This window comes from Kitasatospora sp. NPDC048298, assembly GCF_043201465.1.
Taxonomy (GTDB): Bacteria; Actinomycetota; Actinomycetes; order Streptomycetales; family Streptomycetaceae; genus Kitasatospora.
Genome location: NZ_JBICYZ010000121.1, coordinates 1 through 18,017, shown reverse-complemented (window position 1 = coordinate 18,017; position 18,017 = coordinate 1). Strand labels below are relative to the sequence as shown.

Sequence of the window (18,017 nt, the reverse complement as noted above, 5' to 3'; positions counted from 1 at the left end):
TCGGCCGGGCGCGTGCCGTACGGCCCGGCCTCACCACCGGGTTCGTGGTGGTGCTGCTTGTCCCGATCGAGACCGTGGTCGCGGGCTGGGGTCTGCGAGAGGGAGGTCTCCCTCTCGCGCTCTCCCTCGGGGAGTCCGCCCGTCTGCCCTCCGCCGGTCGTTGGACGGTCCGGAAACTCTGCTGTTCTTTTCCCTAGCAGGGCCGTGCGCGTTTTGGGTCGCGAAAACCGCCGTTGACCTGCGGAAACGGGGGTCTCAACCCCGGACACCGGATCGGGTGCTGACTGCCCGTTGCGTGACGTTGTGTCCGGTTCGCCGGACTGAATCCGCTTCGACCGCTTCCGGCACGCGTCGGAGCAGTAGGTGGCGGCGACCTTGCCCGGCACCGACCTGACCGCGCGGCGGCACATCGGGCACTTCGGCCGCTTCGGCCGGCGGGCGTGAGTGTGGCCACCGTCGGCCGGGCGCTCGACCGCGGATGCGGGAGCGACCTGCGGCGCGGTGGCCGAAGTCGTGTGGTCGGGTGTTGCGCGGATGCCGGGGCGACCCGCTACCATCGGGTTCAAGTGGTCAGGTGTCCTGTGTTATCGCGGCCAGCGAATTCTTTTGGGACCTGATCGCCAGAGAGGCCGGGTGGTGGAACACCCGGTCTTTCGCCGTTTCAGGTCCGTTGACGACCGATCATGCCCTATCCGGGGCGTCCGGTGTGTCGTACGGCGCGAAAGTGCTCGATGTGATCTGGAAGACCACAGGGCCGGTCCCCCGTCAGCGGGGACCGGCCCTGCGGCGTTTCTACTGGTCAGTCAGCGCTTGGGAGGCCGTGGCGGCGCTCCCACTCACGGGTGCAGCTCTGCACTACGGACGGATTCATCTGGTACTCGCCGGACTCGGACGCCTCGATGGCGGCGACCAGCTCGTCCATCGTGAAGTCACCGACCAGCTTGCTGGGCCAGGGGTAGACGTTCATCAGGCCACCTCCTGGGCGGCGGCGTGCCGGGCGAGCACGTTGCGGACGGTGGTGGCGGAGCAGCCCGCCTGGCGGGCGATCTCGCGCTGGCTGGTGCCCTCGGCGGCGGCGCGGATGATCATCTGGTCCCGGGCGGCGCGGGCCGCCTCGTCCCCGGCGTCGTCGTCCTCGTCGTCGGCGTCTTCCTGCTGGTCAGAGCCGGTGTGCACGTGGGTGTGCACCTCGGTGCGCACCCCGTCCGGGACGGACTGGAGCCAGCGGTCGGGGAGCTGGGGCTGCACGGGCTCGACGGCCTGGTCCTCCTCGACCTCCGGGGGGGTCTCGGTGTAGATCCCGGGGTCCGCCTCGACGGCGGGCGGCTGCTCGGCGGTCGGGGTGGTCGGCGGCTCGATGGCGGCCGGGGCCGCCGGGGCGGGTGCGGGGGCGGGGAGTTCGGCCGGCTGCTGCGCGGGGGCGCGGTGGTAGAGGGCGTCGAGCGCGGTCAGCGCGGTGGTGGTGGTGCGGTCGGCGTAGGCCGCGGGGAGCTGCTGGCCGAGCCGGGTGTCGTTGCGGCCCAGGTCCTTGGCAAGCTTCCAGGCCGCCTTCGCCGAGCGCTTGCGGGTGCGCTCGTTCGGGTGGTGCTGGGCGCGGGCCTGGTGCCACTCGATCCGGCGCAGGGTCTCGCCGGTCTGGCGGTCGGCCTCGGCGTCGATGCCGGTACTGGAGACGACGATCGAGCGGGCGAGGTAGCCGGCCATCTCGGCGGCGACGGTCATCGCGAGCGGGGTCACCATGTTGACCATGGCGTGCTGGTAGTCGGGCTTGTCCTTCGTCAGCGCGACCACCGCGCCGGTCACCGACCCGACGGCCGGGATCAGCCACAGGCCGATCCGCATGCCCGCCGGGTAGGGGCGGCTGATCAGGGTCAGGCCCACGAGCATGAGGCCCAGGACGGCGGTCGCGCCCTCGCCTACGGCGACGATGCCGAGCGCCATCCAGCCGGAGCCGATCGCGGACCGCATGTTGAAGAAGGTTGCGACGGCGCCGGCGAGGCCGACGAGGACCGCCACCGCGAAGACCGTGCCGAGCACCTTCCGGGCGGGGTCGCTGATGCGCTGGTGGGAGGGGGTGCGCACCTGGTGCGCAGGGGTGTTCGGGTCGGTGCTCGGGTCATACTCGACGTTGTGGTTCACGTGGGGTCCTTCCTCGTGGATTGCGGGCCGACCCCGGGTGCACGGGGTCGGCCGCTCTGTTAGTTGGCCTGGTCGACGTCGGTGTACTCGACGGCCAGGACGACGTTGCGCGGGAACCAGGTGATCCCAGCCTCGATCACGCCGTTGCCGTCGTGGCGGACCGTGGTGCGGGCCAGGACCGGCGTGTTCTGGGGGACGCCGAAGATCTTCGCCTGTTCAAGGCTCGTCATGTCCACGGTGAAGTGGTCGGCCGTCAGCTCGGTCTTGCGGCCGGTGGCGGCCTCGATCCTGGCGACGTTGCCGGGCGGGGTCGACTCGGTGAGCAGCAGCTCGGGGACCAGGTCGGCGAGCTCCGGCGGGAACCAGCTGTGCGAGAAGCGGATCACGCGGTCGCCGCGCCGGACCAGGCCCCGGCGGAGCACGGCCGGGCTGCCGGCCTCGATGCCGAGCACGTCCGCGTCGTGGCCTCCGGTCGGCACCATCCCGGCGGAGAGGATCACCACCTCGTCGCCCGGCGCGTACTGCTCGCCCCGGGTCCGGGTGCCGTTGACCTGCACGCGCAGGGTGGCCGCCTCGTGCGGGCGGAAGCTCGCGGCGTAGCCGAGCCCTTGCACCGGCTGGGCGTAGCCCTCCATGGCCAGGGCCTTGAGCGCCCTCTGGGCGGTCTTCGTGGCGACGCCCCACTCCTCGGCGATGCCTCGGACGGACGGCAGGCGCTGGCCGTCGACGATCTGCCGGTCCGCGATCAGCCGGCGGTAGTGGTCGGCGATCGCCAGGTAGCCCACGGGTTCGGGTGCCATCAGCACTCCCTCTCAAGTGACGCGACGTCAAGCCCCTTGCCTGACGCCGGGTACTACTGCTAGAAACGCTGTAGTACCTCGGTACCACAGCGTAGTACCTAGGTACCCGCTTCACGCAATAGGCCGTCACATTCCCGTGGCGACGGCGCCGGAGAAGGTCAGAGCTCTCCGACGCCGCCTTGCCGAACCTCCTGATCACACGCACCGGAGGGCTCAGCCATGCACAACCGTATCCACCACGTTCCGCCGATCACCGAGGAGGACCGGGCCGAGGCCGAGCGCGCCGCCGGCCGACTCCTGGGCGGGCTGCTCGGCAGCCAGAAGGGCGGCTCGGAGTGAGCCGCATCGAGAAGACGCTGGCGGTGCTCGGCACCGTCACCCCCGAGGGCGTGGGCTACCGGGTGGTCGACCCGATCACCGTGACGGAGTTCCAGACCTTCATCCGCGAGAAGTGGTGCGGCCGGGTCCAGGTCGGCGACGGCCTGCGCGGCCTGGCCCGCTTCACCGCCGTGTGCGAGGTCGACGGCGACTCGGTCGTCATCACCGGCGAGATCGAGCCGGACGGCGGTGACCTGTGAAGTTCCGCCGCAGCGAGAGCAAGCCCAGCACCCGCACCGAGACGCCCGACCACACGGCCGCCGACGGCCGGGTCTGGAACGGCGCCGACTACGACGAGGCCAGGGCCAACGGCCGCGTGGTCCACGCCCCGCGTACCACCCACAGCCGCGACCAGCTCGGCCGGCCCACCACCACCTGACCGCGACCCACAGGTGCGCACCCCGCACACCACGGGGTGCGCACCCCCTCTGACCTGGAGAAACGCAATGATCTGGGAACTGATCTTCCTTCTCGCGCTCCTGGGCGACGCGGCGCTCACCTGGTACTGCATCCGCCTGCTGACCCGCCGTGGGGGGTGGGACCGGTGACCGTTCCCCCGCCCCCGAACCAGCCGCCCACCGTGGGCATGCCGCCCGAGAACAACGTCGTCGACGCCGTCGTCGCGGAGTGGTGGCGGCTGGACGGCCCTCGCATCCCCGGACCGGCCGTCCCGCCGGTCGACCTGGCCAAGGCCCCCGCCCCCGTGCCCGGCACCACCGTGCACACCCCCGTCCCGATCGGCGCCGGCGCCGCCGTGCCGTCGATGGAGCAGGCCGCCCAGACCTTCTGGGCCCCGTTCGGCACGATCATGTCCGAGCAGGCCTCCGCGATCGCCTCGCAGGTCGGCGAGCAGGTCACTCAGCTCCTCACCGAGACCGCCGCCCAGCGCGCCGCCCGCGAGCAGGTCGAGTACGAGACCCTCCTCGCCGCCCAGCGCGCCCGGGGCGACTCCGCCCTCGGCAAGGTCGGGGAGACCAAGGCCCAGCAGGCCGCGCGCCACCGGACCGAAGACCTCCTCGGCCCGGGGCCGGTGCAGCCGATCGACCTCGTCCACCTGGTCGACCGGCTCGCCGACCGGCTCAGCGAAACCCCCCAGGACCGGGCCGCCCGCCTGGAGACCGAGCGCGAGCTCGCCCGCCAGCGCGCCCGCGCCCAGGAGGACCGCGTCCGCGAAGCCGCCGGGGAGACCCCGAAGCAGCGCGACCTTCGCCACCGTCAGCAGCGGCTCGCCGACGAGCACGAGGCCAAGGACCGGGCCCGCCGCCAGCGCCGCAAGGCCGCCCGCGCCGCCGGACCCACCGACCGCACCCGCCGGTTCCGCCGCTGGTGCGTGCTCACCGCGATCAGCGCGGTCGGCGGCTACTCGGTCGGCCTGGTCCCGCTGATCGCGACCGGCGGGCCCTGGGTCGGCCTGGTCCTGGCCGCCGGCGGCTGGGCCGTCGACCTGTTCCTGCGCGACCTGGGCCGCCTGCGCGTCAGCGAGGTCCGCGGCGCCGGACCCCTCGTCCTCCTGGTCCTCGCCCGCATCCCGGTCGCCTCCGGCCTGGCCGTCGCCGCCGGCCTCGCCCCCCTCATCACCGCCCTCCACCTCTTCCACTGACCGTCAGGAGACACACCATGAGCAGCCTCATCGCCCTGGGCACCGGCGGCGCCGCCACCGTCGCCACCATGTACCTCTACGTCGGCGTCAAGGGGAAGAACAAGATCAACGTTGCCCCGGACCACGTCCCCTACTGGGCGTTCGGGATCGGCCTGCTCGCGGCCAACGCGGGCACCGCCTTCCAGCAGGTCACCGGGATCGGCACGCAGCTGTCCGACGCGTTCAAGGGCAACGCGGCCCTGGGCGACTGGCAGACCGGCGCGACCGCCGCCGTCCTGACGATCGCCGTCTTCGGCCTCAAGCCGCGGGCCTGGAAGGACGCGCTGTGCGGCGCCATCGCCCCCAACCTGTTCGCCGCCGCCGGCGGGCTCTGGCTCCTGCCGACGTCCATCGTCAGCGGCCTGATCAGCGCGTTCATCAAGTGAGGGCCCCCACCATGGAGAAGATCTTCCCGACCCAGACCCGCCGCGCCACCCTGCTGTGGCCCATCACCGGGCTGTGCACCGGCACACCCGTCCTCGTCCGCAAGCTGATGGCTCCCCATCACCAGCGGCGCGCCGATGCCGCCGCGCTCAGGGCCAGGCGGGAGCAGCTCGCCGCCCTGGCCTCCGAGGCCGCCGAGGCGGAGCTCGCCAAGAAGCTGGTCTCCGAGAGCGACCCGGTCAAGCGTGCCGCCCTGCTCCAGGCCCAGGAGACCGCGCGGGTGACGGCCGAGGAGATCGAGCAGGAACGGGCCAGCGCCGCCCGCAAGGCCAGCTTCGCCAAGGTCAAGGAGACCGCCGGCGGTGCCGCGCTGCTGCTCGTCATGGGCGGCCCGCTGGTCTGGTCCCTCGCCCGCCCCTGGATCGGCCCCGGCATCGGCCTCCTCATCGGCACCTGGTGGATCGCCGCCCTCGTCCACGCCCCCGCCCCGGTCCCGAAAACCGGCACCAAGGAGGCCACCCCCTCCGACGCCGAGCACGACGAGGAGGACCACCAGGGCGACGACGAGAACGACCAGGACGAGCCCCGCGAGGCCCTGCCCCCGACCCTCACCGACGCCGAACTGACCACCACCGTCGAGCACATGGTCGCCCTGCGCGCCCGGCGCGACGACGGCCGCGGCCACGTCCACCTGGCCGAGGTCCTCACCGCTCTCCAGCGGCACGACCGCTACTGCGGGTACACGGCGCGCCAGTTCGGCGCCGTCGTGAGGGCCGCCGGCCTCCCCGTCGAACGGTCCGTCCGGGTCAAGGGAGCAACCCCTCAGGAGGTCTCCCCGGGCCTCACCTACAAGGGTCTCCAGGCCCACCTCGGGCACCCTCTCCGGCTGCCCGCCCACGCGGTCCCCGAGCCCGCCCCCGCCGAGGCCGTCTGACCCGCCTCCTGACCAACCACCAAGAGCCCCCGTTCGGCCCCCCGGCCGGCGGGGGCTCTGGCATGCTCGGACAGCCCCTTCTCCGCCCTCTCCCCCGAGGAGGACCAGGACCCCGCCGTAGTCGACTACACCCGCCGTCCGACCTGCGAAAACTACTCGACTACACCCCCGACTACACGCCGACTACAGGCCCCGACTACACCCCCGCCGAGAGGGGACACCCACCTTGTACAGCTACCGCTGCGGGGTCTGCCGCACCGTCAGCGACCACCTCAGCCCCACCGAGGCCCTGATCGAACAACGCCGCCACATCACCGCCGTCCACGACGGCCGCGCGCCCGAGCACCAGAGCATCACCCCCCTCGACACCGGCCCCGGCACCACCACCTGGACGCCCGGAGCCGCCGCCTGGGAGACCTCCAACGAGCGGTTCCTCCGCACGGTGGTCGCCATCATCACCCGGTCAAAGCTGTCACTGACCGTCACCATCGTGGTGGTGGCCTTCATCGGCTGGCGCGTCTACGACGTCATCTCCCACCTCGCCGACGCCCTGCCCGCGCCCATCCCGTACGCACCGGGCACCACCCACACCCCCCTCCCCCTGCCCACCGGCCAGCCCCTGGCCTCCGTCATCGCCAGCGCCAACGCCGCCCCGCCCACCCCGCACTGAACCGCGCCACCCCTCGAAACTCGTCACGTGACGAATTCGGAAGCGGGCGGGCGGTCCTCCCCTCCCGACCGCCTCCCCTGCCCTGCCGCCGGAAGGTGCGTCAGCGGGCCTCACCGACTTGCCTCCGGCGGGCCACCTCCGGGGAGTCGGGGGCCTTGTGATCTTGTGCGGCGTGCGTAGGGGGCGGGCGCGGACCTCACGGCGGGACTCCCCGGCGGACGGCATCCGAACCCTGCCACCCCGACCCGGGGCCGCCCGGCAAACCCGGCCAAGAACTTTCACCCGCTCCGCAAGCTCCGCGGCCGAAACTTCCCGCCCGGGTCGACCGCCCCAGGGGGCGGCCGAGCCGAACGACCCCGGCCCGGCGCGGCCACCACCGCGCTGCCGCCCACCGGGGAGTCCCGCCGAGGCCCCCGCCTTGGTGTCCAGGACGATGGCCGGCCTTCGCAGGAACGGCACCGCCCCCCTCCCCCGGCCGCCCGGACGGCCCCCGGCCTTGGTTGCCTCTGCGGTTGCCCGGGGGGTTGCTCCTGGGGTTGCCTCTGCAGTTGCTCCGGAGGTTGCCTCGGAGGTTGCTTCGGGATAGCCCCGGTTGTCCCGCGTTCGCGCTGGTCGGCGCTCGGGACAACCGGCCGCCGCGGCGCCGACTACTTCTCTGCGGACCCCTCCCCCGCCGAAGCGCACCCCGGGTGTCCCGTGCGGCCCGGCGAAGATCGGTCGGCCGACCGGCGGCGACGTCGGCGACGGCCTGGTCCTCGTCGCCGCCCACCCTCCACCACCCAGCGCGCGGCCGGCCCCAGCCAGACGCGAGAACCAAGGCCAGCGCCGCCGAGCGACCCGCCCGACACCGACCGCCAGCACCACCACCCACCCACCACCAGCAGCCCAGGGAGGTAAGTCGGGGTGGTGAGTTCCGCCGGGCCCGGCCTTGACCAGCGCGGATGCCCTCCGGCCCGGCGACCGGCCGGCCTCCGAACACGCACCCGTACGCGCAGCCGTACCGACCCTCGTACGCGCGGCCGTACGCGCAGCCGTACGGGCAGGGCGGTCCGGGGCGCCGCCGAGACCGCCGGCTATCCCGGCGGCGGGGACCAGGCCGTCGCCGACCTCGCGGCGCGGCCGGGCCGCCGGAGGGGTGCGCACCCCCGGGTGTGCAGGGTGCGCACCCCATCTGACCTGCGATGGGGAGAAAACCGGTGAGAACGCCGGCGGTGAAACTCACCGGCCCCGGGGCGAAACTCACCGGGCCTCGGCGACGGCCTGGTCCTCGTCGCCGGTCAGCCGACCGTGCACCCGGCGACGGCCAGGGCCTCGGTGATGACGGCCCGCTCGGTGGTGGTGAAAGGCCGGCTGCTGTCCCACTCGTTGCGCGGGTCGAAGCCCCACAGGCCGACCGGGCCGCGCGTCGGCTGGGCGTCCGCGGGGTCGAAGCCCGCGACGTGGGCCAGCACCGCGACGGCGTACGGGTTCTCCGGGAACTCCTCCGGCATGATCAGCGCGCAGTCCGACATGCTGACCCGCAGGCCGAGCGAGGCGTCGGTGAGCCAGGCCCGGCCGACGCCGTACGGGCCCATCGCCTTCTCTGCGGTCGGCTTGTCGGTGCCCCACTCGGCGCGGCCGTCGGGGTGGATCAGGATGATGCACACGGCGGAATCAGTCATGCGCCGACCGTAGCGGTCGGCGGTGACCGCCGGGCGGCTTACCCAGAGCCGGTCAGCGGCGCCCGGGCGCAGGTGCCGGGTGGTCGAGCAGCGTGGCGAGTCCGGCCAGCAGCCGGCCCGCGGCGGCCTCGGCCTCGACCAGCTCCACCGCGTGCTCCAGGTGCTCCGGCAGCAGGAACCCCTCCCTCGTCGACGGGAACGTGCCCGGGTGGACCAGGCCCAGCACCACCCGGCCGCGGGTGCCGGCCTTCTCCCACGCCGCGCTGACCTCAACCGGCGGCTGGCACAGCAGCCGCGAGCGGCCGGTGTGCGCCTCCACCAGGCGCCCGCCCAGCACGCTGACCGAGCAGCCGGTCAGCGGCCACAGCCCGCCGTTCCACTCCCGCGAGCCCACCCGCTTGAGGCCGGCCTGCTTGAAGCGCACCGCGAGCGCGTCGTACTGGTCCGCGCCGTCCGGCTGCGCGACCGCCATCGACCACCGGTCCCCGTCCACCAGCTCCACCACCGACAGACCCCACGTCATCATCGTCATGCCCGGACCGTACCGGGCCCGGCGACCACCGGGACGACGATTCTCACACCCTTGCGTCACCGACCCGACGGCACGACCAGACACCTCTTGCAGATGCTCTGACCACGGGTCCGCCGGCCTTCGGCGCGCCCGCCGAGCGGGCCGGTCCGCGGCGCTCATCATCGGCGGCATGGACTACGTCGCCCGGCTCGCGGCCGAGCTTTCGCGGACCGCCCTGGACCCGCTGCTGGTGCGGCTGGTCGACACCGCCCTCGGCTCGCCCGACGGCGCCCGGGTGATCGCTTCCCTGGACCGGATCGCGGCCGGAGATGGTCCCCAGGGAAGTTGTCGGCGCCCGGCAGACCCCTTGTCCTCCCCCCTTGTCCCGCAGGTCAGACCCCTTGTCCCCGGCGACGTCGCCGACCGTGCTGCAGGACCCGAAACGGGACCTGAAAGGGGACCCCAAACGGGAGCCGAAACGGGACTCCAAAGGGGACTTCAAACGGGACCATGATCATCTGGAGTGCTAAGGTATCGTCACCTGCGTGCCGATACCCCAGCCCTGAGCTGGGCTTTTTTGTGCCCTGCGGCGGGCCGCCGCGACCCCTCCCCCGGACAGGCAGAGGATGGCCGGGTGGAGCGTCCCCGATTCAGCCTCAAGAGCGCCGCCGCCGCGTGCGGGGTGAGCGTGTCCACCATCCGCCGGCGCCGCGAGAACGGCGACTTCCCCGGCGCGGTCAAGACCGACTCCGGCTGGCTCATCCCCGTCGAAGACCTCCTCGCCGCCGGGCTGCGGGTGCACGCCCCGAGCGCCCCGGACGAGCAACCCGTGAGCGGGGCTGACGACCTGAGCGAGGGTGAACGCGCCCGCCTGCTCCGGGAACTGGCCGACGCCCGGCACGCCCAGGCGCTCGCCGAGCAGGAAGCCCGCCACCTCCGGGACTCCATCGCCCGCCAGGATGCCCACCTGGGCGACCTGCGGCGGGCAATGCTCGCGCTCACCCCCGCACCGGCGAGCACCCCTGAGCCAGCCCACGAGCCCGCCCTGGGCAACGCCCACGAGCACCTGGTGAGCGTGCCCGGGCAGGCCCGCCCGCGGTGGTGGTCTCGCCGCCGGTAGCCGTCTGGCGCGGGGCACTCGGGGGCGGCGCTTCCCGGCGCGAACGGCGGGCCGGGCCATCGCACGGGATGCGCGCCGGGGAGTGCCGACCGGGGCCGGGGTCCCGGGGCGGCAAGCGCCCGGGTACCACGGGCAGCAACCCGTCGGCGGCAGGGTGCGCACCTTGGTGCGCACCCCCGCCGACCTGGTGCCCAGCAGGTGCGCACCCCCTCGGGAACGGCCCCGCCCGCCTCCCCCGGAACGGCGGGGAGGCGGGCGGGGAGGGGGCCGGTCAGAGCGGGCGGGCGGCCGACTTCTCGACGTACGGCGCGAGCGCCCTGGCCACGGTCTCCAGCGCGGCCTGGACGTCGAGGTGCGCGGCGCCGTCGAGCTGACCGCCGGCCTTCACGTCACCCCGGATCTGCACCGGCACGTCGGGTTGCTCCTGGGCCAGGTGGACCGTCGCGGCTCGCCCCCCGTCGTCCGGCAGCACCACCTCGACCGTCACCGCGCCGACCGCGGCCTCGCCCGCGCCGATCCGGTCTACCTGCCGCTCGAAGCTCCGCTCGGCGAGCCGCCCGGCGGGCACCGCCCGGCCCAGGTGCCGGTGGACGTTCTCCAGCGCGCTCTGCAACCGGGTGGCGACGTCCTCACCGGCGGCCACCGCCTTGTCCGGGCCGAACTCCAGCAGGTCGCCCAGCGCGCGGAACGCGAAGGCCATCTGCAAGGCCGCGGCGGCCAGCGGCTCCGGGTGCTCCTCCAACGTCGAGGGCAACAGCTTGTCCTGGGCGTCGATGCCGATCCGGCGCACCGTGGCAGGCCGGAGCACCTGGAAGGCCGGCTGCACTCGGCGGTGCCCATCGGCGGCGCTCACCGCTGCCCGTCCTCGGCGCGCAGCATCAGCCAGACGATCCGGCCGATCTCGTGCAGCCCGTGGTGGAGCTCCAGGCGGTCCCGGCCGGAGAGCCGGAGCGTCCGCGTCTCCTGCCCCTCCTCCTCCAGCTCGATGCTCTGGTAGGCGTCGCCGTCGGTCAGGCGCACCGTGATCCGGCGCCCGGGGCCGAGTACCAACTCCGCGGTAAGCGAGGCGACGACCGCCAGGCCCTCCTGGCGGCAGGACTTGACCATCCGCTGGTGCCTGGCCTCGCGCTGCGTCTTGGGCACGCTCTCCACCAGGTGCTCGCGCACGTGGTTGGTCGTCCGGTGCAGGTGGTCCAGCGCGTGCTCGGCGTCGGCCAGCCGGTTCGCGTGCGCGCGCGGCGTGAGCAGCGCGTTGAACGCGCTGAGCGCGATCGACAGGTGCGCGCCCGCCTCCGCCAGCGGCGGCGCGTCCTCCATCCGCCCGGCGGGCGAGAGCACTTCGCTCGCGTGCCGAGACAGCTCCCGCAGCGCGGCCGGGTCGAGCGGTGCGGCCGGCTGGAGCTTCCCCCGCTCGGCGGTGGTCTGGTACGTGGTCATATCGGTATCCCCTCGATAGTGGTAGCCGGGGGCTACCAGGTGAGTTCTTCCTGGCCCTGGATCTGCGGGCCCGGCCCGGCCTGCTCGGCGTCGACGTCCTCGACGGCCTTGCGGGCCTTCGCCGCGGTGGTCTTGCCGAGCGTCCCGAAGATCCGGTCCAGCCGGGCCTGTTCGCGCGCGTGGATCGCGGTGATCTCGTCCTGGCGCTTGCGCTCCTCGTGGGCTCGCTGGCGGCAGCCCTGCTTGCAGTAGGACGGCGCGGGCCCGCGCTTGTTCTCCGGGACGAACGGCGTGCCGCACCAGGTACAGACCCGGGCGGCGGCCCGCTTCGGCTTCGGCTTCGCCGCCGGCTGCTGGCCCTCGGCCGTCACAGCAGGCCCGTGGCGAACGCGGTGAGGTGGGCGTCGGTGCGGCTGCCCGCGGTGGCCCGGATCAGCGCGACCATGAACCGGCCGTACACCTCCTCCTGCGCGGCGGTCAGCTCGATCCGCTCCTGGCCCGCCCCGGCGCGGACCACGGCCAGCAGGTCGGCCCGGTCCTTCGCGGCCTCCCGCGTGATCTCGGTCTTGAGCACCGGGGCGAGCGCCCGGCGGGTCCAGGCGGCGACGGCCGGGCCGTCGGTGCCCTCGCCCTTCCACCACGGGGCGTGCCGGTCGCCGGCCACGTCGTCGAGGAAGGTCGACAGGTCGTCCTCCGCCTTGGCCAGCTCGTCGCGCAGCCAGCCCAGGTGGATCAGGTCGCGGGCCTCGACCTGGACGTCGAGCAGCTGCACCAGCTCCGTGCGGCCGTCGGCGCCGATCAGCATCGGCACGCCGGGCACCAGGTCCGCCCGGCCGTAGACGACGTCGGCCGTGCCGGACGTCAGGGCGTCGAGGACCCGCAGGTACGACTGGTAGATCGCCTCGCCGTCGACGTGGCCGGGCAGCGGCGACCACGACTCGCCGTCGTCGCCGGGCAGCGGGCGCAGCTGGATCAGCAGGCCCTCCTCCAACGCGTAGAAGTCGGCCAGGATGTCGGGCTCGGCGGGCAGCAGCAGGTTCACGGTGGGCATCGGGGCCCCCCTCTCGGGTACGGCGGAGCACGGCGACGGGTTGTCACCGGGCATGGCGCCCACTCTAAAACCTGTCACGTGACGAGTTCTAGAGGGCGCGGGGGTCCACCCGGAGCGCGGCGGGCCGCCGCGCGCCCCCCTCGGACGGGTGCGCACCGGCAACCGCGCAGGTCACGGCAGGTGTGCACCCTGGGGTGCGCACCCACCGGCCGTCAGCTTCCGTGCCGGTAGCGCGCCATGTCCTCGCGGAACTGGCGGCGGAGCCGGGCCTCGTGCAGCGAGATGACGCCCTCGGGCACCGGGTCGTCCACCCTCGGGCGCCGGTGCTGGTACCGGGGCTCCGGCAGGACCGGCGCGGGCGGCAGCGGGGCGGGCGGCGGGATCGGCGGCAGGCACGGCGGGATCACCGGGCCGCCGTTCTCGACGTCCGGGTGCTCGCCGCAGACGCAGGTCAGGTCCCGCGGCTCCCAGGGCGGGATCGGCGGGCGGGGCTTGCGGTGGCGGCCGGGGCCGGCCTCGGGCTCGTAACTCACGCCCTGTCCAACGAGCCACCCCCGGCGCGGCTACCGGCCCGGCGTGCTGCCCCGGCCGCGCGGGTCGGTGCCCCGGCGAAGGTGCGGCGGCTGCTGCGCGGGGCCGGCCTTCTTCGGCGCGGCCTTCTTCGGCCGGGCGGTGGTGCTGCCCGCCCGGGCGGCGCGGGCGGTGACCTCGCGGGCGAGGTCGGCGCGGACCTGGTCCTCCAGCCTCAGCTGCTCGGGCGGCAGCGCGGCGCGGCGGGCCTGCTCGGCGAGCAGCTGCTCGACCCCGCGCCGGGCCTGGGCGACGGCCTCCCGCGCGGCCTGGAGCGGCGGCTGATGGTCGATCTGCTGGAGCCGGGCGTTGCGGGCGTCCTCGCCGATCGCGGCCCGCTCCGCCTGCTGCCAGCCGCCGCCCTCCAGCGCGGTCAGCGCCTCGTCGTACCGGCCCCGCACGTCCGGGGCGGCCTCTGCGGCCCGCTCCAGCGCCCGCGCGGCCAGCGCTTCCAGCCGGGCGGCCTCGGCCTCGGCGCGGGCCGCCAGGGCGGCGGCGGTGGCCGCTGCCTCGGCGGCCTTGCGGGCCCGGCCCGGCCAGCGCGAGGCGGTGCCGGCCTTCGACTCCGCCTCGACCTCGCGGGCGGCGGCGGCCTCCTGGTGGTGCTGCCCGGCGGCTGTGGCTTGGGCGTCCGCCTCGGCCTCGGCGGCGACGGCGGCCTGCAGTCCGATCCGCCGGCGGTGGAGCTCACCGCGGCGCGGGCCCATGCCGACGCCGGAGACCAGGCCGTCCAGGCGCATCGCGGTCGCGGTCTCGGCGGCGAGGGTGCCCTCCCGGGTGTCCAGGGTGGTGCGCAGGGTGCGCAGCGCGCTGACCAGGTCGGGAACCGTCCCGGCCGGGAGGGTGCGCAGGGTGCGCACCACCTCGGTGCGCGGGTCTGCGGCGCGCTCGCGGGCCTCGGCCAGGCGCAGCGCGGCCAGGTCCGGCCCGGCCGCCTCGACGGGCACGGCCTTGGGCTCCAGCACCGGGCTGAGCTTCTGCCACGCGAAGTCCTTGGCGGTCTTGCTGGCGGTCACCCAGACCTGCCCGCCCTCGGCGTCCGTCCAGGCCGGGATCGAGAAGCTGTAGCCGTTCATCCGGCCGGTGCTCGCCTCGTTCGCCCGGAAGTCCACCCCGCGCTGGCGCAGCTCCGCCTCGAAGGCCGGCCTTCCCCGTCCGGCGGCGGCGGCCACCGCCTCGGCGACGGCCGCGCGGATCACCAGGCGCTCCGGCTCGACCGCGCCCCGGCGCTGGCTGGCCGCCCGCTCCTGCCCGCTGACCTGCGGCGCTCGCCGGTTGGAGAGCGCGCCGGCGTCGACCAGGCCGTGCTGCTTCTCCAGCGCCCGGACGATCGGCATCGACTTGAGGTAGTCGCCGTGGTCGTCCACCACCTTCCGGTCCCAGCCGACCCGGCTCACCGTGATGTGGACGTGGTCGTCGCCGTGGCGCACCACCACCCAGGGGCAGCCGCCGTAGCCCATGCGCTCGACGTACGCCGTGGCGATCGCCGCGAACTTCTCGTCGGTGAGCACGCCGTCCTCGTCGGGCAGGGAGAGGCTGGCCCGCCAGATCGGCGTCTTGATCCCGGACGGCCGGGTGTGGTGGTCGATCAGCCGGGCCACCTGCTGCGGGGTGCCCGGCACCGACCCGGCGAGCACCCGGGCGTTCGAGTGCTCGTCCCTCCTGCCGGGCCCGAAGTCGTACCGGATCGCCCCGGCCGCCTTCTTCCCCTTGGTGATCTTGGCGATCACGCCGGGTCCACCCAGGTCCCGGGCCCCAGCTCCTCGACGTCCTCGACGGCCTGGTCCTCGTCGTCCTGGTCGCCGTCGCCGAACGGCCTCAGCCCGCGCACCGACAGCGCGGCGTCGCCGACCGCCTCGATCGCGGCCGCCAAGCGCGGCAGCAGGTCGGCGGGCAGACCGCCGGAGTGCACCACACGAGTGAGCTGGTTCAGGTCGTTGCCCACCCGGACGAGTGCCATGTAGGCCCCGTGGTTGACCTCGGGCACCATCGGCACCTCGCCGAGCCCCGGCCGGCCGAGCGCGTCGTTCACCGCGGCGCGGGCCCACACCGCGAACTCCTTGTGCCCGGTGGCCGCGAACGCCGCCTGCCACAGCTCCTCCTCCTCGTCGGAGAGGTTCACCGTGTGCCGGTTCGTCCGGTACCCGGCTGCCGTCAGCCGCCCCGTCTTGCCTGCCACCAGGCCCGCCTTTCGCCGCTCGCGGATGCCGAGCACGGCGCCCTCGGCGCCGGGCCGGCGGGCCGGTCGCCGCCAGGCGGCGCGGCCTCTTCCCGACCCCGAAGCGTAGCGAGGGGCGGGCGAGCAGGAGCAAGCGCAGCGCCGCTCCCTAGCTCGCTCCCGAAGTGGTGGGCGGGACGGGCGGCCAACGCCCGGGCCGGTCACCACTTCGGGCCTCACCAGCACGGGGCTTGACCAGACGTCACCGGCCCTCGCGCCCGGGGCCTCTTGGCCCCGGGCTCCGGCGCTCGCGCCGGAGGGAGCGGCCACCTTCAGTCAGCCGGCTGACGGCGCCTGGTCCTCGGTCGTCCGCAGGGCGAGCGGGCGGCGGCCGGTCGGCGGCGCGGCGGCCGGGACCGCCGGCGGTTCCGCGGTGAGCGCGGCGAGCTCGGCGGCGGTCCGGCCGGGGCGGTGCGGCTCGACGTCGGCGACGGCCTGGCGGTCGGGGTCGTAGCCGGGGCCGAGCGGGCGGCGGGTGGTGGTCATCGGGTCGGGCTCCTTTGGTCGGGTCAGGGGTGGGCACCTGGTGTGCGTACCAGGTCAGGGCTGGTGTGCACCCTGGTGTGCGGGGTGCGCACCGGGGGTCGGCGGCGCGGATTCGCCCCGGCGGGCGCGGGCGGCCTGCCGGATGAGGCCGAGCAGGTTGTTCGGCTCGGGCCGGGCGAGGGCCTCGGCGAGCGCGGCCGGGACGGGGTCGGCGGGCGCCTGGCCGTCGTCGGCGAGGGCCGCCAGGCGCTGCGGCTTGGGCGTGCGCCCGCCCTGCTGCAGCTTGCGGCGGGCGTCGGCCTCCAGACGGCGCTGCTGGAGACCCTCGATCACTCCGTCGTAGAGCTGCTGGAGTTCGCCGGAGTTGAGCAGCCGGACGTCCTCGGCCCGGCCACCGGCGGCTTCGACAACGCCGACGACGTTCTCCAGGCGGATGCCGTTGCCCTCGGTGGCCTGGCTGACGGCCTGGTCGTGGCCGGTGGCGGCGACCTTGTGCCAGGCACCGGTCCTGATCTGGACACCCGCCCTGAACTCGGAGACGGCCTCGCCCTCGAAGAGGAGGTCCATGTTGTCCTCGTCGTCGTCGCCGCCGGTGAGGCCGAGGAGGGAGCGCAGGTAGCGGGTCCACTCGATGGCCCGGCGCCCGGAGGTGGCCTTCTCGTACTCGGCCCACCAGGCGAGGCACTGCTCCAGGGAACCGTGCCCCTCGACCACGCCCGCCGGCTTGCCCTTGAGAAGTTCGCCGATTCGGGTGAGGAGCTGGAAGGGCGCCATGTTGCCCTTCCACGCGGCCTTGTTGTGGGCGCCCGCGAGTTCGGCTGCCGGGTTCTTGCCGTCCTGGGTCTTGGCGAGGTACTCGCCGAAGCGCTCGGCGTCCCGCACCGTCTTGAGACGTTCGAAGTGCACGCCGTGGCCCTCGCCCCGGCACTTGCAGTCGGGGATCTCGCAGGTCAGGGACGGCTCAAATTCCGGGTCGATGGCGGTGAGGCTGTCGGTCCAGGTCCCACGCCAGTGCTCCTTCCACTCGGCCAGGTCCGAGTCCTCGGGCTCGAAGGTGCCGACGACACGGCGGTCCCAGCCGCTGCCCTCGGTTCGGCCTCCGACCAGCACGATCGCGTGGATGTGCGGGTGGAAGCCGTTGGCCAGACCGACCGTCACCTCGGTGGCACGGATCATGCCGATGTAGCCGATCTTGTTACGGATGCCCTCGCCGTGCTCCGGCCCGCCCGCCCACGTGCCGCCGGTGATGAGGCGCTGGTAGGCCCCCGCCTTGCGGACCTTGCCCCGGGCCGCCTGACGGGCCTCCAGGACGCCCTCCTTGGCCTCCTGGAGCCACTCGGCCGCCACTTCCCGGGCGTCGTCCATCGCCTTCCTCTTCTGGCCCTTGGGGGCGTTGCGGCGGGCAGCGTCGACGGCCTCCCGGCGGCGGGCCCACGTCTCGGCGACGTTGAGCTTGGCCGCGACGATCGCCGCCTTGGCGGCCTCCCGTTCGGCGAGGGGTGCCGAGCGGGTGCCCTGGAGCGCGTCCATGAGGTCGGAGAGGCGGCTAGCCCTGGTGTGGCGGGGGGTGAAGGTCACGGCGTAGGCCGAGCCCCCTGCCTTGATCCACTTCACGACGGCCTGGCTGATCTCCGAGGTGCGGCGGTTGCGGATCTTGGCGGAGCAGATCGGGCAGAGCCAGATCCGGCCGCACTTGAGCACGCCGAGCAGCACCGAGTAGCCCTCGGCGGTCTGGGCCTGGATGGCTCCGGTGTCCGGGTCCATGACGGCCCGGCCGCAGGCGCGGCAGGCGCGGTCGCCGGTGATCTCCCACAGCGTGCGGCGCCCGGCGTACCGGCGCGACGTGGCGGCCCGACGGGCCTTCTCCTGGCGGGCGAGGTCGGGGTCGACGTGGGCCGCGCGGGCCGCACCGGTCTTCTCCAGGTCGGCCGGGCGCGTGCCGTACGGCCCGGCCTCACCACCGGGTTCGTGGTGGTGCTGCTTGTCCCGATCGAGACCGTGGTCGCGGGCTGGGGTCTG

21 protein-coding genes are annotated in these 18,017 nt (G+C 74.3%); 7 read left to right on the top strand and 14 right to left on the bottom strand.

All coding sequences use genetic code 11. The annotated features are described in order from the left end of the window. Positions 1 to 799: 799 nt before the first annotated feature. The 3 genes from ACGF0D_RS42985 to ACGF0D_RS42975 are packed head-to-tail and all read right to left on the bottom strand — an operon-like array spanning position 800 to position 2,939. On the bottom strand, positions 800 to 967 hold the full coding sequence (locus ACGF0D_RS42985; RefSeq protein ID WP_392925844.1) for a hypothetical protein: 168 nt from the start codon (positions 965 to 967) through the stop codon (positions 800 to 802). Further along, a complete protein-coding gene (locus ACGF0D_RS42980; RefSeq protein WP_392925842.1) occupies positions 967 to 2,139 on the bottom strand; it encodes a helix-turn-helix domain-containing protein in 1,173 nt (390 codons plus the stop codon). Before ACGF0D_RS42980 ends, ACGF0D_RS42985 begins: the two co-directional genes overlap by 1 nt. A 59-nt stretch (positions 2,140 to 2,198) precedes the next feature. After that, complete coding sequence (locus tag ACGF0D_RS42975; protein ID WP_392925840.1) at positions 2,199 to 2,939, bottom strand: GntR family transcriptional regulator; 741 nt, start codon at positions 2,937 to 2,939, stop codon at positions 2,199 to 2,201. Between the two features lie 335 nt (positions 2,940 to 3,274). Here ACGF0D_RS42975 and ACGF0D_RS42970 point away from each other — a divergent pair, with 335 nt between their 5' ends. The 6 genes from ACGF0D_RS42970 (at position 3,275) to ACGF0D_RS42945 (ending at position 6,944) form a co-directional block, all read left to right on the top strand. Continuing rightward, positions 3,275 to 3,517 (top strand): hypothetical protein, encoded by a 243-nt coding sequence (locus ACGF0D_RS42970; protein WP_392925838.1) that lies wholly within the window; start codon positions 3,275 to 3,277, stop codon positions 3,515 to 3,517. Continuing rightward, complete coding sequence (locus tag ACGF0D_RS42965) at positions 3,514 to 3,696, top strand: hypothetical protein (protein WP_392925836.1); 183 nt, start codon at positions 3,514 to 3,516, stop codon at positions 3,694 to 3,696. The genes ACGF0D_RS42970 and ACGF0D_RS42965 overlap by 4 nt, the downstream gene beginning before the upstream one ends. A 165-nt stretch (positions 3,697 to 3,861) precedes the next feature. Beyond that, complete coding sequence (locus ACGF0D_RS42960; protein WP_392925834.1) at positions 3,862 to 4,917, top strand: hypothetical protein; 1,056 nt, start codon at positions 3,862 to 3,864, stop codon at positions 4,915 to 4,917. 17 nt (positions 4,918 to 4,934) lie between these two features. Continuing rightward, positions 4,935 to 5,342 carry a hypothetical protein gene (locus tag ACGF0D_RS42955; protein ID WP_392925832.1) on the top strand — a complete coding sequence of 136 codons (408 nt, stop codon included), beginning with the start codon at positions 4,935 to 4,937 and terminating at the stop codon, positions 5,340 to 5,342. Between the two features lie 11 nt (positions 5,343 to 5,353). Beyond that, positions 5,354 to 6,274: a hypothetical protein gene (locus ACGF0D_RS42950; protein WP_392925830.1), complete on the top strand. Its 921-nt coding sequence runs from the start codon at positions 5,354 to 5,356 to the stop codon at positions 6,272 to 6,274. A 226-nt stretch (positions 6,275 to 6,500) separates the two neighbouring features. Next, positions 6,501 to 6,944: a hypothetical protein gene (locus ACGF0D_RS42945; protein ID WP_392925828.1), complete on the top strand. Its 444-nt coding sequence runs from the start codon at positions 6,501 to 6,503 to the stop codon at positions 6,942 to 6,944. A 1,277-nt stretch (positions 6,945 to 8,221) separates the two neighbouring features. Here the strand turns inward: ACGF0D_RS42945 and ACGF0D_RS42940 are convergent. Beyond that, on the bottom strand, positions 8,222 to 8,605 hold the full coding sequence (locus ACGF0D_RS42940; protein WP_392925826.1) for a hypothetical protein: 384 nt from the start codon (positions 8,603 to 8,605) through the stop codon (positions 8,222 to 8,224). 52 nt (positions 8,606 to 8,657) lie between these two features. Next, entirely contained in the window at positions 8,658 to 9,137 is a 480-nt protein-coding gene (locus ACGF0D_RS42935) for a hypothetical protein (protein ID WP_392925824.1), read from the bottom strand. 613 nt (positions 9,138 to 9,750) lie between these two features. On the opposite strand from ACGF0D_RS42935, the gene ACGF0D_RS42930 reads away from it, so the two are divergent. After that, positions 9,751 to 10,236: a helix-turn-helix transcriptional regulator gene (locus ACGF0D_RS42930; RefSeq protein ID WP_392925822.1), complete on the top strand. Its 486-nt coding sequence runs from the start codon at positions 9,751 to 9,753 to the stop codon at positions 10,234 to 10,236. Positions 10,237 to 10,507: 271 nt separating this feature from the next. Here ACGF0D_RS42930 and ACGF0D_RS42925 read toward each other — a convergent pair whose 3' ends face one another. The 9 genes from ACGF0D_RS42925 to ACGF0D_RS42885 all read right to left on the bottom strand — a co-directional run. Then, complete coding sequence (locus tag ACGF0D_RS42925) at positions 10,508 to 11,089, bottom strand: hypothetical protein (protein ID WP_392925820.1); 582 nt, start codon at positions 11,087 to 11,089, stop codon at positions 10,508 to 10,510. After that, a complete protein-coding gene (locus ACGF0D_RS42920; protein ID WP_392925818.1) occupies positions 11,086 to 11,673 on the bottom strand; it encodes a hypothetical protein in 588 nt (195 codons plus the stop codon). The genes ACGF0D_RS42925 and ACGF0D_RS42920 overlap by 4 nt, the downstream gene beginning before the upstream one ends. A 32-nt stretch (positions 11,674 to 11,705) precedes the next feature. Then, a complete protein-coding gene (locus tag ACGF0D_RS42915; RefSeq protein ID WP_392925816.1) occupies positions 11,706 to 12,044 on the bottom strand; it encodes a hypothetical protein in 339 nt (112 codons plus the stop codon). Continuing rightward, positions 12,041 to 12,724 carry a hypothetical protein gene (locus ACGF0D_RS42910; RefSeq protein ID WP_392925814.1) on the bottom strand — a complete coding sequence of 228 codons (684 nt, stop codon included), beginning with the start codon at positions 12,722 to 12,724 and terminating at the stop codon, positions 12,041 to 12,043. Before ACGF0D_RS42910 ends, ACGF0D_RS42915 begins: the two co-directional genes overlap by 4 nt. Positions 12,725 to 12,936: 212 nt before the next feature. Then, entirely contained in the window at positions 12,937 to 13,257 is a 321-nt protein-coding gene (locus tag ACGF0D_RS42905; RefSeq protein WP_392925812.1) for a hypothetical protein, read from the bottom strand. A gap of 30 nt (positions 13,258 to 13,287) precedes the next feature. Next, positions 13,288 to 15,024 carry a relaxase/mobilization nuclease domain-containing protein gene (locus ACGF0D_RS42900; RefSeq protein WP_392925810.1) on the bottom strand — a complete coding sequence of 579 codons (1,737 nt, stop codon included), beginning with the start codon at positions 15,022 to 15,024 and terminating at the stop codon, positions 13,288 to 13,290. Continuing rightward, positions 15,021 to 15,473, bottom strand: coding sequence for a hypothetical protein (locus tag ACGF0D_RS42895; RefSeq protein WP_392925808.1), 453 nt, complete (start codon positions 15,471 to 15,473; stop codon positions 15,021 to 15,023). Before ACGF0D_RS42895 ends, ACGF0D_RS42900 begins: the two co-directional genes overlap by 4 nt. A 315-nt stretch (positions 15,474 to 15,788) precedes the next feature. Continuing rightward, a complete protein-coding gene (locus ACGF0D_RS42890) occupies positions 15,789 to 15,998 on the bottom strand; it encodes a hypothetical protein (RefSeq protein ID WP_392925806.1) in 210 nt (69 codons plus the stop codon). Between the two features lie 54 nt (positions 15,999 to 16,052). Continuing rightward, a partial coding sequence (locus tag ACGF0D_RS42885) for a hypothetical protein (RefSeq protein ID WP_392925804.1) occupies positions 16,053 to 18,017 on the bottom strand: 1,965 nt, incomplete at its 5' end.

What these genes read in the sequence shown, in the direction of transcription:
- ACGF0D_RS42985 (WP_392925844.1), bottom strand. Translation starts at nt 967, where the DNA reads ATGAACGTCTACCCCTGGCCCAGCAAGCTGGTCGGTGACTTCACGATG.
- ACGF0D_RS42975 (WP_392925840.1), bottom strand. Translation starts at nt 2,939, where the DNA reads ATGGCACCCGAACCCGTGGGCTACCTGGCGATCGCCGACCACTACCGC.
- ACGF0D_RS42955 (WP_392925832.1), top strand. Translation starts at nt 4,935, where the DNA reads ATGAGCAGCCTCATCGCCCTGGGCACCGGCGGCGCCGCCACCGTCGCC.
- ACGF0D_RS42950 (WP_392925830.1), top strand. Translation starts at nt 5,354, where the DNA reads ATGGAGAAGATCTTCCCGACCCAGACCCGCCGCGCCACCCTGCTGTGG.
- ACGF0D_RS42940 (WP_392925826.1), bottom strand. Translation starts at nt 8,605, where the DNA reads ATGACTGATTCCGCCGTGTGCATCATCCTGATCCACCCCGACGGCCGC.
- ACGF0D_RS42935 (WP_392925824.1), bottom strand. Translation starts at nt 9,137, where the DNA reads ATGACGATGATGACGTGGGGTCTGTCGGTGGTGGAGCTGGTGGACGGG.
- ACGF0D_RS42920 (WP_392925818.1), bottom strand. Translation starts at nt 11,673, where the DNA reads ATGACCACGTACCAGACCACCGCCGAGCGGGGGAAGCTCCAGCCGGCC.
- ACGF0D_RS42910 (WP_392925814.1), bottom strand. Translation starts at nt 12,724, where the DNA reads ATGCCCACCGTGAACCTGCTGCTGCCCGCCGAGCCCGACATCCTGGCC.
- ACGF0D_RS42890 (WP_392925806.1), bottom strand. Translation starts at nt 15,998, where the DNA reads ATGACCACCACCCGCCGCCCGCTCGGCCCCGGCTACGACCCCGACCGC.